This is a genomic window from Faecalispora jeddahensis (genome assembly GCF_000577335.1).
GTDB lineage: Bacteria > Bacillota > Clostridia > Oscillospirales > Acutalibacteraceae > Faecalispora > Faecalispora jeddahensis.
The window spans coordinates 1-14,755 of record NZ_CBYL010000024.1; the positions used below are offsets into that span (position 1 = coordinate 1).

Consider the following 14,755-nt stretch of genomic DNA (forward strand, 5'->3'; position numbering starts at 1 on the left):
TAGCTGTAGTCTCAACTGTAGTGTTTTTAGTTGCTCCGTATTAGCAGCAGTCGGGAGAGGTATTACCACTTCTACCATTGTTTATGCAGTAGGTACTATGGTCATAATGTCAACAGGCGCAGCATTATATTCATTTGGACAGGTTGCCATCCGGTCAGCACCAAAAACTTTTGCCAAAGCGAAGGTGGAATCAAAAGATAAAGTATCTGTCATAACTCAATCCAAGTCAGATGATAAATCTCCGGGAGCTAAAGTTTATGAAGACCAGCCCTTAACTCCAGAAATGGCTAAGGATAAACTTACACTTGGTGCTGATATTTGGGCGGCAGACTCTGAATCAGCTAAAGTGCTTTGCACTGCTGCTGGGGGAGGCTATTTTGGTCCGATAAGAGATGGTATCCGTTAAATGCTATGCACTATTACCCAATTTCGTATATAAAACGAGGACACGTTTTCTTTGGAAACGATCCCAATTTACAATTTGTCCGCATTTTTGATTAGGAGGTGAGATCATCTGATGAGTTTACGATTAGGCATGATTTTATCATGTGATTGTACCGAGAACGTATTAGAATTACTAAGAACTGAATTGCATCTAGAATTTATTCGCATTCAAAATATTATATTTTCAAAACAATTGTCTGATGATGAGATGTTAATTGAAGCAACGGGATTATATGATGATTCTAAAACGGGTATTGGTTCATTTGATCTTTATAATAAGGATATTTCAGAAATAAAAGAGCGGTATAAAAATGATCCTTACGCTTATCATGTGGTAGTTGACGAATACTTAGATAGGAGAGACGCTTACAGAAAGGATGCTCTAAAATGGCTAGATATTATAAAATCAATGAGATGGAAATACAGCATTTCAAAAGTAGGACTCTTATATTTCGATGGCTATGATATAACAGCGAGAATAAAATTCCCTATATACATTCGTAAATATTATATTTTGGATGAAACGAATGAATATGATTTAATGAAAATAGGAAATTGTGAAATTGCTTTTTTCGAATAAATATTTCTGCTCATTCATCGCTTATAGATAACTCATGGATAGCAAGTAACAGCGAATTTTCGGCTAAAGGATTTCAGTAGTTCTCAGATTTTTTCTTATTTTTAATAAAGTTTTAGGTCGTAATCCTTGCCCCGTTTCATTTGAAGCGGGGTTTTCTTCATTACAAAATCAGAATTGAAGGTAATAAAATGCCCAGAGCAAGGCTTATTTTAAATATTCGATACTTTCATATTGCCCATGCCGGTGAGTAGGCAGATAGAAAACACGTTATGATAAAAGTGAAGAAATAGAAGTAGAGTTTACCAACAATGATACCGCCATCACATAAAGAACGCGCAGGACGATGTGACCGATATCGTTGACAGGAGCGCCAACGCCGTTATAGAATACAGCTATGATGTCTGCGGGCAAGCTGCTTTATCGGCAAGCTGAATCCTTTTCTGTACCGTGGGCACTACTTTGATGCGGAGACAGGGTTATATTATCTCAACAGCAAATATTATGATGCACAGACAGATAGATTCTTGAATGCGGATGATACAGATATTCTGTCTGAAGATCAGGAAAATTTCCTGCAACACAACTTGTTCGCTCACTGCCTAAACAATCCTGTCAGTATGGCAGATGAAGATGGTTATATAGTGGCTGATATAATTGGTGGTATCATTGGGGAGTTGCTGTGCGGCTTGCTTTAGGTATATTGTCCAAAAAACAACTCGGGTTAACTAATTGGAAAAAGTGGATGCTTATTTCAATGGCAGGCTTTACAGTCCAGATATTATCGAATCAAGTTAACTCTTTATCACATAGCCGCCAATTAGGCGGCTATGTGATACTATTTTACTCAGACCTATGTTTATGCGAGAAACATATAATAGAACTTATAGAAACTGGGGGATAGAATGTGAAAAAAATAATTCTGCTTGTAATAGGAATCGCTTTGCTAATATGTGGATGCAGTCAAAATGTAATGGGTTCCAATAACAGCTCAAGCTCCTCTTCTGTTGAAAGCGATATAGCGGCTGAATCCACTTCTGAATGGTTTGATGTCTACCAGATTACAAATGATTCCCCCGAATTTACTATGGCCATAAAAGAAAATCCGATTGATAAAGATTATAATACTGAATTATTCCAAAAGGCTACAACTACAGCCGAAATTGCCACCGCACAATGTAAATATCTGAATCTTTGGAAGGCCGAGTTAGAGAATTCCATTAAAAGTTTCAGTGAGAATCTATCTGATGTTGATAAAGATCGATTTGCTTTAGTACAAAATGAATGGGAAAAAAGCATGAACGACAATCTTGATTTTGAACATACAATATTAACGGATGATTCCTATTCAGTTGAATTGGGTTCAGCTTTTAACTTTCTCGCATTATCAGAAAAAAGGGAAATGTATCGGCAGAGAACAATTCGCATTAAATATTTACACTATCTTTTAGAAACTGCAAGTTCGAACTCAAAATCAGTAAGTGAACTGGAATCGTTAAGATTCCTATATAAGTAATCTTTTTATTCAAAGGTTCCCTATGATTATAAAAGTGGGGGTTAGTAAGAGAGGTCAATGAAGTAATACATTGAGTGCTCCTCTTCATTCGAAATGAGACATCTCTAAGTAATTGATCAATTTTTTGAAAAAACTTTACTTGCTATGACACAACCTGTTACTACACGAAGACCACCTCCTAAGGTGATGCAATCGGAATATGACGGCATCGCCGACACTTGGTTTTAGAACACAGCAATGCCGTATGTGACAGGCTGATTGACAGGCACTGATACCCTACCGTATCACAGAAAGGATTATGAGGGGAGACGTTGAAAATTTGTTTGGATCATAAAATGATTTTCAAAAACATTAAGCCTATCATTGACAATTGGGATCCGATCGATTTATTGCCGTATTCCCCGAATGATGAATACGACGATGAAACGAGTTGGATTGCGAACCAAGTCGAAGGAAAAAACGCCGACGAAATAGCTTAAATCATCTTTGATGTGTTTTCTAGTTCGTTTAATCATGGTGTTTTTCAAAAATCCTTGGAGGAGTGTAAAACGATCGCATTAAATATTTTGAGCGCATTATCCATGATATAAGTGTTCAAAGTACGAATGAGGCCCTTATATTTGTAAACAAAAAAGGAGCGGTATCGAAAAGATACCGCTCCTTTTTTACTTACATCTTTACCGATTCTTTCTCTTCGCTTTTCTGCCGATCGTTCCATTCCGTCTCTTTTAGTGGCGCGTCAGGGTTAGGGGAACGGTTAAATCCTGATTGATTTGCATCATTTTGCTGCGATCAGCGGGTATAGCTTTACATCCTCATTTTTAATTCTCTCTTCAATCAGTTGAAAAATCTTTTGATTTTCCGTGATAAAGTAAATTCTATTTTGGATGATTTTTGAAGGCGTGTTATATTTCTGCGCAAAGGAGCGGAATGATTCCGCAAGATTCCCCATTTCATGGTTGAATGTTTGGGCCGTGTTGCGGATGGTCCGGTTGCCGCTCTGCATCAGTGAGGGATAAAGGAATTGATCCTCCGACATCAGGTGCATTTTTAATTTGCCGGACAAAGCATTGATATTGAATGCAATCTCCTTCGATTTTTCTTCAGGGCTATCGGCAATCATACCGCGGATGGTTTTAATGAGTGTAAGTACTTCTTCATGCTGCTTTTTTAACATATCCAGATTACCCATTTACTTTTCCTCCTTGATGCGTGGTCATAACGACTCTTGCCTATGGAAAACTCTGGAATCATCATACTCCATTTTGAATTCCATTTCCGTTGTATTTACAACATAAAAAACGAATTCCTGTTTTATGACTAAAGATTGTTCAGTAAGGAGAAATCAACCGATCAAAAGAAAAAACCAGCGGCGATCTGTTTGGACATGATCGCCGCTGGTTTGATTCTGTTACCGGTAATCGTAAAAATGAAAAGCATCTGCCGAAGAATGATCAGCTTCTCGGGTAAGGGAACACCACTGTCAGCAGCATCTTAAAGGGCCTTTCCGCGGCAACCGCATGCGGAATTCCCGCGGGCATCACGATGGTCTGTCCCTGCGTTACGGAATGCACCTGCCCGCCGATGGTGATCTGCGCGCCGCCCTCCAGAACAGTCACCATGGCGTCGCCGTCGGAAGAATGTGTGCTGATCTCTTCCCCCTGATCAAAGGAGAAAAGAGTGATGCTGACCGCCGGATTCTGGGCCAGGGTACGGCTTACGACCTGACCCTCCTGATATTGCACCAAAGAGGAAAGCTCCAGTTCTTTTTCAAATTCGATGTTTTTCAAATATTGTGCGCTCATACGAATTCCCTCCTAATTTGTTTGTGCGGCATCCTCAACGAGCCGCTTTTCTCCGGAAATCTCTTGTATGGGCCGGATGTTCTGAGTGACTTCCAACACACCCAGGTATTCGCCGGCCTCACTTCGAACTGCAAAGTACCGGATCAAGATATATTTGTCGCCCATCTTGATCCAAAAGTCCTCCTGATCCTTCCGGCCGTCCCGGAAATCCTCTACCAGTTTTTCCACGATGTGCACGCTGGCCGGGGGATGGCAGTTGGAAACCTTTCGGCCGATGATGGCCTTTGTCCGCGGGAAGACCCGTTCCGCACCCTGCGAAAAGTATTTTACCGTATCGTCCTTATCGACAAAGGTAATGTCGATCGGCAAGGTGTCGAGCATCCGGACAAGCTCTTCTGTTTTTAAGATGCCGGTCGGCAGGGTGATAACGCCGGGGCCGGCTTCTTCCCGCAGTTCGGTCTGCGGTTTGTTTTCCGCTGTGGGCTTCCATACAGGAGCGCTGTCAATCAGGCAGTACCCCAGGTCGGCAACTTCATCAGCGATGATTTTCCACTCATCCTGCGTCAGGTTTTGAATCAGCATGGGGAAGAGGATGTTTTCCTCTTTAAAGATCATCTCGGTAATCCGATTGAACAGCGTTTCCAGCCGCGGCGCAAGCTGTGCTGCGGATTCCGACGGAAGTTTTTTCACAATCTCTTTGAGCTCGTCCCGGATTTCATCGTCCACGCCCCACATCACCTTGGGCGGAGCGGTAATCCCGTACTGCTCCAGATAGGGGAAAAGCAGGTTCTCTTTTTTGCTGTAATGCCGGTCAATTTCCATCAGTCTGGTCAGGCCGTCCTTCAGCTCACTCCGTGCGTCGGCCCCGGACGACAGCTTTGACTGCATGTCCTGAATCAGCGTTTCCAGCGCCCGGTTTTCCCGCCACAGCGTGTTGATCGGGTGCCCGGGGATTTTGGCCGGGTCGGACGGCCGGTGGATTTCCTCTATCGAACCCTTAAAAACCGCGGCGTGAACGTCGCAAAGACGCTGCACCTCACCGACGGGCAGTCCGCCCAAGATCAATGCCTGCTCTGCCTGTGCAATCTCTTCTGCGGAAACATTGCCGAACACAGCGGCAAATTGATCCTTGACCTCGTCTACACTTTTGCCGTCGTGCAGCTGAGAAATCAGTTCCTTTAACACTTGCTGGCGGTATTCTCTGTTGTTGATTTCAGCGCTCATATGGATCCTCCTTTATCTGTTGATTGCGGCCTGTGAAAGCCTGTATTCCTTTTCAAAGAGCGGCGGTAAATTGCCTGCCAAATTCCCGACAGCTTTCCAGCTCGGCTTCATCGGGAACCCACAGGGCCCTGTGCCCGCTGCTGACGATTTGAAAACCTGCCTTTTCCAGCTCTTCGGTCAGCTGCTTGACTGCTTCGCCGCTCCAGCCGTAGCTGCCGAAAGCAGCGGCGCGCTTCTCTTTGAATTTTAGCCCCTTGATCATCTCCAGCATGCCGCCGATGGAAAACAGATAACCGTTGTTGATGGTGGAGGACCCGACCAAAATAGCCTTGGAGCGGAATACCTCGGAAAGGATATCGTTTTTATCCTCTTTTGCAGAGTTCATCAGCTTTACGGTGATGGAGGGGTCTGTATCGCGGATGCCCGCCGCGATGGCCTCCGCCATTTTGCGGGTGGAGTTCCACATGGTGTCGTATACCAGGGTGATCTGGTTTTCCTGGTAGTTGTCCGCCCATTTCAGGTACTGCTCCACAATCGCGGTCGGGTTTGACCGCCAGATCACGCCGTGGCTGGGGCAGATCATGCTGACCGGCAGGTTCAGATCCAACACCTCGTGAATCTTTTTGGTGACGAATTTGCTGAACGGAGTGAGAATATTGGCATAATATTTTAGAGCCTCGGCGAGGAGCTCCGCCTGATCCACCACATCGTCATACAACGATTCGGTCGCGTAGTGCTGCCCGAAGGCGTCGTTGCTGAAAAGGATATTTTCCCCCGTCATATAGGTGAACATGGTGTCGGGCCAGTGGAGCATCTGCGCCTCCACAAAAATCAGCTTGCTGTCCCCGATATCGAGGGTATCTCCGGTTTTTACGGTCACAAAGTTCCAGTCCTGGTGGTAGTGTCCTTTCAGGATCTTTGCGCCGTTGGCCGTGCAGTAAATCGGTGTATTCGGAATTTCTCGCATCAGCTCCGGCAAAGCGCCGCTGTGGTCGATCTCGTTGTGGTTCATCACAATGTAATCGATGCTTTTCAGGTCGACCTCCTGCTTCAGGTGGGCAACAAATTCCTTATCAAAGGGCTGCCACACCGTGTCCATCAGCACGGTTTTCTGGTCGTGTATCAAATAAGAATTGTATGATGACCCTCTGTGCGTAGAATACTCATCACCGTGAAACCTGGTAAGCTCCCAGTCTACCTTGCCGACCCAGCTGACTTTATCCGTTAATTTCTTCCCCATAGGAGTACCTCCGTTCTTTTTGTCTTTCGTTAGTTTACCGAAAATTTTACAGGGTATGACTGTCTTGATTCTTTTCATAGTATATCATAGATAATTTTGGAAGTTGGTTGCAAGTGCAACAGATGGAATCAATTTTTTCTGTTACTATTTAATAGGAAAGACAGAGGCAGGCTTTCTGAAAAAGGAGAGAGTTGTCCCCGATGCGCGGCTATGATAGAATAGTTACCAAATCACAAGGAGCGCGTCTTTTGTATTCTGAATCGCATAGCGCCGACGGCGTGGCGAGGAAGCGGGTGGAGTATGATTTCAAAAATGAAAAAGAGTCCGCTGTTTTTTGAAATGTCGGACAGCGACATCGAAAACTGTCTGAAATGCAGCCGGTCAGAGATTGTGAGCTACGAAAAGGACGAGCTCATTTTCCGCCAGCACGATGTTCCTCGAAAGCTGCTGGTGCTCCTGGAGGGGGCGGTCGTTGTCGGCAATGATTCCAGCTCCGGAAAGCGCAGCATTGTGGCAACGCTGGATCAGCCCGGGGAATTGTTCGGGGAAGTGTTTCTGTTTTTGAACAAGCAGGAATACGACCACTATGCGCAGGCAGTCGTTCCCGCGCAGATCCTGCAGATTCCAAAGGATTTTCTGTATCATCCTTGTGGGGAAAACTGCGGCTATCACACAAAGCTGATTTCCAATATGCTGTCGATTCTCGCGCAGAAGGCGTATTATTTGAACCGCAAGCTTCAAATCGTATCGTGCGCCACCCTCCGGCAGAAGATCGCAAAGGTTCTGCTGCAGAATTCATCGCCCGATGGTCGGGTGACACTCTCGATGAACCGGGAAGAACTGGCCGATTTTATGAACACCGCGCGGCCGTCCTTATCCAGAGAGCTGATGAAGATGCAGGAAGACGGAATCATCAAAATTGAAAAACGAAAAATTCAAATTGTCGATTTTGATGCACTTCAAAATAATTGATATCGTCGTTTTATTTTTTTACGGGCGGCTCGTATTTTCTCTCGCCTATGGCAGGGGAAGATATTGTTGTTTTCATGCAAAATCACTTTTTCAAAAATTTGATTATCATTTTCAGAATCCGTAACCGGCGTTACGGATTTTTTTATCTTCGGCTGGTATGATGAGGACAACAAAAGGCCGCGAGGCCACCGAGCGAAAATGAAGGAGGATACTTTCATGGAAAATAAAATGTTTTGCTATCAGTGTCAGGAGACCGCCGGCTGCACCGGGTGCACGCAGATGGGTGTCTGCGGAAAAAATCCGGAGGTTTCTGCCATGCAGGATCTGCTGGTATATGTGACAAAGGGCTTGTCGTCTGTCACCACGCAGCTGCGTGCTGAGGGCAAGGAGGTTTCCGCCGAGATCAATCACCTGATTACGCTGAATCTGTTTGCCACAATCACCAACGCAAATTTTGATGAAGACGCGATTGTTGACCGCATTTTTGAGACGCTGTTCCGCAAGCAGGAACTGCTGAAACAGGTTGATCACCCGGAGGTTCTGCCCGAAGCTGCGCGCTGGACCTCTTCGAGCCGTGCGGACTTTCAGGCAAAAGCGGCAGAAGTCGGCGTACTGTCCACAAAGGATGAGGACGTCCGCAGCCTGCGTGAGCTGATCACCTACGGCCTGAAGGGCCTTTCCGCTTACAGCAAGCACGCAAACGTGCTGTTGAAGGACGACGGAGAAGTCGATGCGTTCCTGCAGAGCGCTCTGGCAAAAACACTCGACGATTCCCTGACGGTGAACGATCTGATCGCCCTGACGCTCGAAACCGGTGAGTACGGCGTGAAAGGCATGGCGCTTTTGGATGAGGCCAACACCTCCGCCTATGGCAACCCGGAGATTACCAAGGTCAATATCGGCGTTGGCACCCGTCCCGGTATTCTGGTTTCCGGTCACGATCTGCGCGACCTGGAAATGCTGCTCAAGCAGACCGAGGGCACCGGCGTGGATGTATATACCCATTCCGAAATGCTGCCCGCCCACTACTACCCAGCATTCAAGAAATATTCCCACTTTGTCGGCAACTACGGCAACGCGTGGTGGAAGCAGAAGGAAGAATTCCAGAGCTTTAACGGTCCGATCCTGATGACTACCAACTGCATCGTGCCGCCGAAGGACAGCTACAAGGACCGCCTTTATACCACCGGCGCTGCAGGCTTCCCCGGCTGCAAGCATATCCCGGGCGGGATCGGCGAGGAGAAGGACTTCTCTGAGATCATCGAGCACGCAAAGCGCTGCGCCTCCCCCGCGGAAATCGAGCGCGGCGAGATCATCGGCGGCTTCGCGCACAATCAGGTGCTGGCTCTGGCCGACGCTGTGGTCGATGCAGTCAAATCCGGCGCGATCAAAAAGTTTGTGGTAATGGCCGGTTGTGACGGCCGCGCAAAATCGAGAAACTACTACACCGATTTTGCCAGAGAGCTGCCGAAGGACACGGTTATTTTGACTGCGGGCTGCGCAAAATATAAATACAATAAGCTCGCCCTCGGCGATATCGGCGGCATCCCCCGCGTACTCGACGCCGGACAGTGCAACGACTCCTATTCGCTGGCCGTGATCGCGCTCAAGCTGAAAGAAGTGTTCGGCCTGGACGATATCAACGACCTGCCGATCGTATACAACATTGCCTGGTACGAGCAGAAAGCCGTCATCGTTCTGCTGGCGCTGCTGCACCTCGGCGTAAAGGACATTCACCTTGGCCCGACGCTGCCTGCTTTCCTTTCTCCCAATGTGGTAAAAGTTCTGGTTGAGAACTTCGGCATTGCCGGAATCGGCAGCGTAGAGGACGACCTGGAGCTGTTTTTCGGCAAAGGTGCGGCGAGCAAGCCTTCCATTACCGAGGATATGCTGATCGGCGAAATCCTCCGGCAGTATCCGGACGCCGCTCCTGTTCTGATGGAATGCGGCATGCATTGCCTGGGCTGCCCTTCATCCCAGATGGAGTCCCTCTCGGACGCCTGCATGGTGCACGGCCTTGACCCGAAAGCGGTGCTGGGACAGCTCAATCAGCGGGTTGAAAGATAACTGAAAATAAAACAAAGCAGAGGGGGCTGTGAAAGATCACATGTGTGAGTCGTTCACGGCCCCTTTTTCAGGAAAGGATATCGATATGAGCGCTTTTTTAGGCCCGATTCATCATTGGCTGTACCATAAGATTCAGTTTCAGGAGGAATGGATTCAAAGCATTCTGAATGCGGCGGAGCAAAACGGCTGGGGTTCCTTCGCCGAAAAGCTGGATGCCGACTGCGGCCCCGCCGATCTGCGCCCACTGGAGGAGAGCATCGATCAGGGAAATATCCACGGGTGGCTGCAGCAGAAAATCCACGTGGAGGAAGCGCGCTTCGCCGTGCTCGTCACAGAGCTTTTAAAGGTGGACGCCTCCCGCATTTCGGAACTGGAGGAGATTTCTTACCGCTTTGGGCAGAGCCATTCCGTGCCGGAAGGGACAGACGCCGCCGGGGCGTTCCAGCTCCTTGGCGATACTCTTCTGGACGGTATGCCGTGCGACCATGTCAATCAGATTCTGGAGCGGGAAGAGGACCATGTCGTGTGGCAGCAGACGCAGTGTCTGCACGGGGAATTTTGGGAGCAGGCCGGCGGCGACGCGGCCGTATACTATGCGCTTCGTGCGAGAATGATACAGGGGATGCTCTCCGGGAGCGGACTCACCTTTTCCGCCGGAGAAAACGGACGGTTTGAAGTCAGAAAGGGATGACGAAATGTACAGCATTGAATTGATGGTAGAGGAACACGATCATATTTTGGAGCTGCTGACTGTCATCAGGAAAGCCTGCTGCGGGATTCTGGAAGGGCAGGAAGTGGATGACGGAGATTTTCGCAAGATGATTGCTTTTGCCCGGAACTATGCTGATAAGCACCATCACGGCAAGGAAGAGCAGATCCTGTTTCAGGAGATGACAAAGCGTCTGGGGCAGATCGGCGTCAATCTGATTCAGCACGGCATGCTGGTAGAGCACGACCTGGGCCGGCTGCATCTTTCTAATCTGGAAACAGCGCTCAATCAGTATCGGGACGACCCGAAAACCATTTACAAGCTGAATATTTTGGCCGAGGCCGCAGGCTATGCCAATCTGCTGCAGCGCCATATCGAAAAGGAAAACCAGATCGTTTATACCTATGCGGAAAAGAATTTGACACAGGACATTCTGCAGTCGGTGGATGAGCGGGTACAGGAATTCGAGAAAAACGCACAGCAGGCCAAAACGCAGGAGACCTATTTGCAGATGCTGCGGGAGCTGAAGGAAAAATACTGCTGAACCGGCTGTTTCAAAGCAGAATTTCCTTTATATCAAAATAGAATCTGTTTTTGACCGTCCGACGCGCTTGCTGAAAACGCGCCGGGCGGTTGCTGTTTTCTGGACAAGAAGACATTTATTATATAAAATAATTTTTGAAAAAGCACTTGACTCCAACCTTAGGTCATAGCTTATCGTTGTGTTTGGGAGGTGAAATCGTATGTCATATACAGTGCACGAAGTCGCAAAGCTCTCTGGCGTAACGATCAAAACCCTGTATCATTACCAAAAGATCGGATTGCTGATGCCGGAACGGATTGCGGAAAACGGATACCGGTACTATGGGGACAAGGAGCTGGAGCGGCTCCAGCAAATCCTGTTTTACCGTGAACTCGATTTTCCGCTGGAAAAAATCAAAGCGGCCATGCAGAACGAACCCTCCCGCCTGCGGTGCTTGTGCGAGCAAAAGACTCTGTTGATGGCGCGCCAACAGAGAACCGGCAGCATTTTGCACACACTGGAAGAAGCGATCATCTATGCGGAGAAAGGAGCCATTATGAGTAAAGAAAAAATGTTTTCAGGCCTGAATCAAAAGGAATGGGAGACTGCATTGGAGCCGCAGAACGAGTATCTGCGGGAAAATTACGGCCATTCCATCGATACGGGTGCGATTGATGCGGACGCTATGAATGAGAGTGCAAACGAAGCTGTAGAATTTATGCGTTTTATGGCAAATGCGCTGAGAAACGGCGTCAGTGTCAATGCGGAGGAAGTTCGCTCCGCCGTCGAAGAGCATATTCGGTTTATGCAGCGCAGTATGAAGATCGACACACAGGGGTTCGTCGCTCAATCAAAATTTTTAATGACGGACGAGTTCCATCGTCAAATGCTCGAAGCACAGCAGACCGGTTTGAGTTATTATATCTGCTGTGCGGCGGAGAGCTACGCCGCAAACTGAGATATGCACGGAAAGAATTACTGCCGGTACTGCAAAAAATGATATTCTTCGTACCCGATTCCATGCGGGACGGCGGCTTTGAGAACACGATCAAAGCCGCCGTTTTTTTTCTCCATAACTTCTTCAAATTTGCACAGTATACTTTCTTTCAGAATCACTCGGGAGGAGGCTTCCCAATGGAATCCGCTGTGAAGAGCAAACGGCTGCACATTGGCGGTATGACGTGCATCAATTGTCAAAATAAAATTGAAACAAAGCTGCGCAATACCGCCGGCGTGAAAAGCGCGAAGGTGAGCTACAACGACGGAACCGCCGAAATCACCTACGATACGGACATCATTTCCCTGCGCGATATTTGCGCGGTGATTGAAAAGTTGGATTATCAGGTACTTACCGAACGCAAAAGCTCCACGCCGGGGATCAGCCGCATCATTGGGATGCTGGTCATCATTGTGTCGCTGTATGTGCTTTTGCAGCAGTTTGGGATTTTAAATCTGCTCGTACCAAGCCAGCTAGCAGATACACGGATGGGATATGGGATGCTGTTTGTGGTTGGCCTGATTACATCGCTCCACTGTGTTGCAATGTGCGGCGGCATCAATCTTTCCCAATGTATTCCGCGCGGGGAAACTCAGGGCCCGGGAGCATCGGAAGGCGAGAAGACCGGCCGGTTTTCCACCATCGCGCCGGCTGCTTTGTATAATCTGGGGCGGGTCATTTCGTACACTGTTATCGGTTTTATATTGGGAGCGGTCGGCCTGCTGTTCGGCGGCGGCTCCGGCGCGGGAGTGCCGGTGCTGGCGCAGGGGATTTTAAAGCTGCTTGCGGGCGTGTTCATGGTGGTCATGGGCATAAATATGCTCGGCCTGTTTCCGTGGCTTCGCAGATTGCAGCCAAGAGTTCCCAAATTCATTGCCCGTAAAGTGAATATGGAAAAGGCGAGAAACAAAAGCCCCCTGATCGTCGGGCTGCTCAATGGATTTATGCCGTGCGGCCCCCTGCAGTCCATGCAGATCGTAGCGCTGGCTTCCGGCAATCCGTTTGCGGGCGCCCTTTCCATGCTGCTGTTCAGCCTGGGTACCGTGCCGCTGATGCTGGGGCTTGGCTCGCTGGTTTCGGCTTTGGGCAAGAAGTTTGCGAACAAGGTCATGCGTGTCGGCGCGGTGCTGGTTGTCGTACTGGGGCTGGCAATGCTTTCTCAGGGTGGCAGCCTTTCCGGCTTTCTGCCGCCGGACCATCTGCTCGCCGTTATTTTAGGGCTCTGCACAATCGGGGTCGTGGCCAGTATTCCCTTTCACAGGCCTGACCAAAAAACAGCTTCCACCATCATTGCATCTATTGCCGTGGTGATCGCTATAGCTACGTGGAACATGCAGAGCGCCTCTGCTGCCGGCAGCGATACCGGCAGCGGAATTCAGATTGTCGACGGCAAGCAGGTCATCACCAGCACCCTTTCCTCAGGGCAATACCCCAATATCACTGTGCAGGCGGGAACGCCCGTCAAATGGGTGATCAACGCACCGCAGGGGAGCATCAACGGATGCAATTATCAAATCAATATTCCGGAATACGGAATTTCCAATTACTCCTTTCAAACAGGTGAGAACGTCATTGAATTCAATCCCACCACAACGGGCAAATTCCAATACAGCTGCTGGATGGGGATGATACACGGCTCGATTGCGGTAACGCAGGCGGGCGCTCCGGTGAGCGCTTCCTCGAGCTCGGACGGCAATAACGCGGCAGAGGCAGTTCCCGCCGGATATCAAATTCCAACCGACCAGCTGGCCATTGCAAAAGAAACGAAGTATGCGGGTACCTACCAGGTTCAGGAGGTTACCGTCAAGCTGACCGATCAGGGCTTCAGCCCCGCGGTTGTTGTGGTTCAGTCCGGGATGGATGTCAAGTGGAACATCGTAAACGCCGCTTCGGATCAACAGAGCACAACGCAGGTTCTGATTCCCGATTATGCCACCAAACTCATCGTGAACCAGGGGGAGAACCCGGTGTTCTTTTCTCCGGAAAAGAGCTTCGATTTTTCTACCGAAGACAACGCCTATTACGGGTATGTAAAAGTGGTAGACAGTCTGAAAAATGTGGATGCCGCCGCAATCAAAAAAGAGGTAGGAGCGTTCCAGACGATGATCTGGCCGCCGGAGACCTTTGAGGTTGGCGCAGGGGAAGCAGACACGGCACAGGCGGCTGAGTCCACCGTAAAGGACGGCGTGCAGTACGTTACCTCCACGGTGAGCAGCGGCGGGTACGGGGCGATCCGGGTTCAGCAGGGGGTTCCTGTCAAATGGACGCTGAAAGCGCCGGAGGGCTCCCTGAACGGCTGCAACCAATCCATTGTGATACCGGAATACGACCTGAAGATCGACCTGAAAACCGGGGAAAATCTGATTACATTTACGCCTGACCGGTCGGGTGCCTTTGTGTTCAGCTGCTGGATGGGTATGGTGCGTTCCAGCATTACGGTAGTGGGCAAAGACGGTACGGTAGCCGCCACACAGGACGACGGTTCGGATGAACTGCCCGCCGGCTGCTGCGGATAACGAGAAAGGTAGGAACAGCATGCAGTTTTTATTGCTTCATTGGCATTGCATATTACCGGCCGCGGCCATTCTGATCAGTATGGTTTTGATGGGCAGAGACAAAAAGACACAGGGCAAGGGCTCTGCGGATGAAATAAAAACCCAGGATTTCCTGGAAGATAAGGA

At 48.6% G+C, this 14,755-nt stretch carries 14 protein-coding genes; 10 read left to right on the forward strand and 4 right to left on the reverse strand.

Annotation, left to right across the window (positions count from 1 at the left end; translation table 11 throughout):
- The 4 genes from TY09_RS10290 to TY09_RS10300 form a co-directional block, all read left to right on the forward strand.
- Positions 1-406, forward strand: a 406-nt coding sequence (locus tag TY09_RS10290) for a hypothetical protein (protein ID WP_207640408.1), incomplete at its 5' end; no start/stop codon positions are given.
- 111 nt (positions 407-517) lie between these two features.
- Complete coding sequence (locus tag TY09_RS10295) at positions 518-1,024, forward strand: hypothetical protein (protein ID WP_042433918.1); 507 nt, start codon at positions 518-520, stop codon at positions 1,022-1,024.
- Positions 1,025-1,464: 440 nt separating this feature from the next.
- Entirely contained in the window at positions 1,465-1,719 is a 255-nt protein-coding gene (locus TY09_RS19025; protein WP_411918522.1) for an RHS repeat-associated core domain-containing protein, read from the forward strand.
- Positions 1,720-1,928: 209 nt separating this feature from the next.
- Entirely contained in the window at positions 1,929-2,537 is a 609-nt protein-coding gene (locus tag TY09_RS10300) for a lysozyme inhibitor LprI family protein (RefSeq protein WP_042433920.1), read from the forward strand.
- A gap of 778 nt (positions 2,538-3,315) precedes the next feature.
- Here the strand turns inward: TY09_RS10300 and TY09_RS10310 are convergent.
- The 4 genes from TY09_RS10310 to TY09_RS10325 form a co-directional block, all read right to left on the reverse strand.
- Complete coding sequence (locus TY09_RS10310; RefSeq protein WP_042433922.1) at positions 3,316-3,729, reverse strand: hemerythrin domain-containing protein; 414 nt, start codon at positions 3,727-3,729, stop codon at positions 3,316-3,318.
- Positions 3,730-3,991: 262 nt separating this feature from the next.
- Positions 3,992-4,342, reverse strand: a complete 351-nt coding sequence (locus tag TY09_RS10315; protein ID WP_042433923.1) for a cupin domain-containing protein — start codon at positions 4,340-4,342, stop codon at positions 3,992-3,994.
- 12 nt (positions 4,343-4,354) lie between these two features.
- On the reverse strand, positions 4,355-5,566 hold the full coding sequence (locus TY09_RS10320) for a DUF438 domain-containing protein (protein ID WP_042433926.1): 1,212 nt from the start codon (positions 5,564-5,566) through the stop codon (positions 4,355-4,357).
- A gap of 52 nt (positions 5,567-5,618) precedes the next feature.
- The gene (locus TY09_RS10325) at positions 5,619-6,806 is read right to left on the reverse strand and encodes an anaerobic nitric oxide reductase flavorubredoxin (protein ID WP_042433929.1); all 1,188 of its coding nucleotides are present in this window, start codon (positions 6,804-6,806) and stop codon (positions 5,619-5,621) included.
- A 300-nt stretch (positions 6,807-7,106) separates the two neighbouring features.
- Between TY09_RS10325 and TY09_RS10330 the strand changes: the two genes are divergently transcribed.
- The 6 genes from TY09_RS10330 to TY09_RS10355 all read left to right on the forward strand — a co-directional run bounded on the left by TY09_RS10330 (position 7,107) and on the right by TY09_RS10355 (position 14,590).
- A complete protein-coding gene (locus tag TY09_RS10330) occupies positions 7,107-7,778 on the forward strand; it encodes a Crp/Fnr family transcriptional regulator (protein WP_042433933.1) in 672 nt (223 codons plus the stop codon).
- Positions 7,779-7,994: 216 nt separating this feature from the next.
- Complete coding sequence (hcp, locus tag TY09_RS10335) at positions 7,995-9,845, forward strand: hydroxylamine reductase (protein ID WP_042433935.1); 1,851 nt, start codon at positions 7,995-7,997, stop codon at positions 9,843-9,845.
- Positions 9,846-9,930: 85 nt separating this feature from the next.
- Entirely contained in the window at positions 9,931-10,536 is a 606-nt protein-coding gene (locus TY09_RS10340) for a hypothetical protein (protein WP_042434037.1), read from the forward strand.
- Complete coding sequence (locus tag TY09_RS10345; protein WP_242841479.1) at positions 10,517-11,098, forward strand: hemerythrin domain-containing protein; 582 nt, start codon at positions 10,517-10,519, stop codon at positions 11,096-11,098. The genes TY09_RS10340 and TY09_RS10345 overlap by 20 nt, the downstream gene beginning before the upstream one ends.
- A gap of 199 nt (positions 11,099-11,297) precedes the next feature.
- On the forward strand, positions 11,298-12,035 hold the full coding sequence (locus tag TY09_RS10350) for a MerR family transcriptional regulator (RefSeq protein WP_042433941.1): 738 nt from the start codon (positions 11,298-11,300) through the stop codon (positions 12,033-12,035).
- 176 nt (positions 12,036-12,211) lie between these two features.
- Positions 12,212-14,590, forward strand: coding sequence for an urease accessory protein UreH domain-containing protein (locus TY09_RS10355; RefSeq protein WP_042433944.1), 2,379 nt, complete (start codon positions 12,212-12,214; stop codon positions 14,588-14,590).
- Positions 14,591-14,755 lie beyond the last annotated feature (165 nt).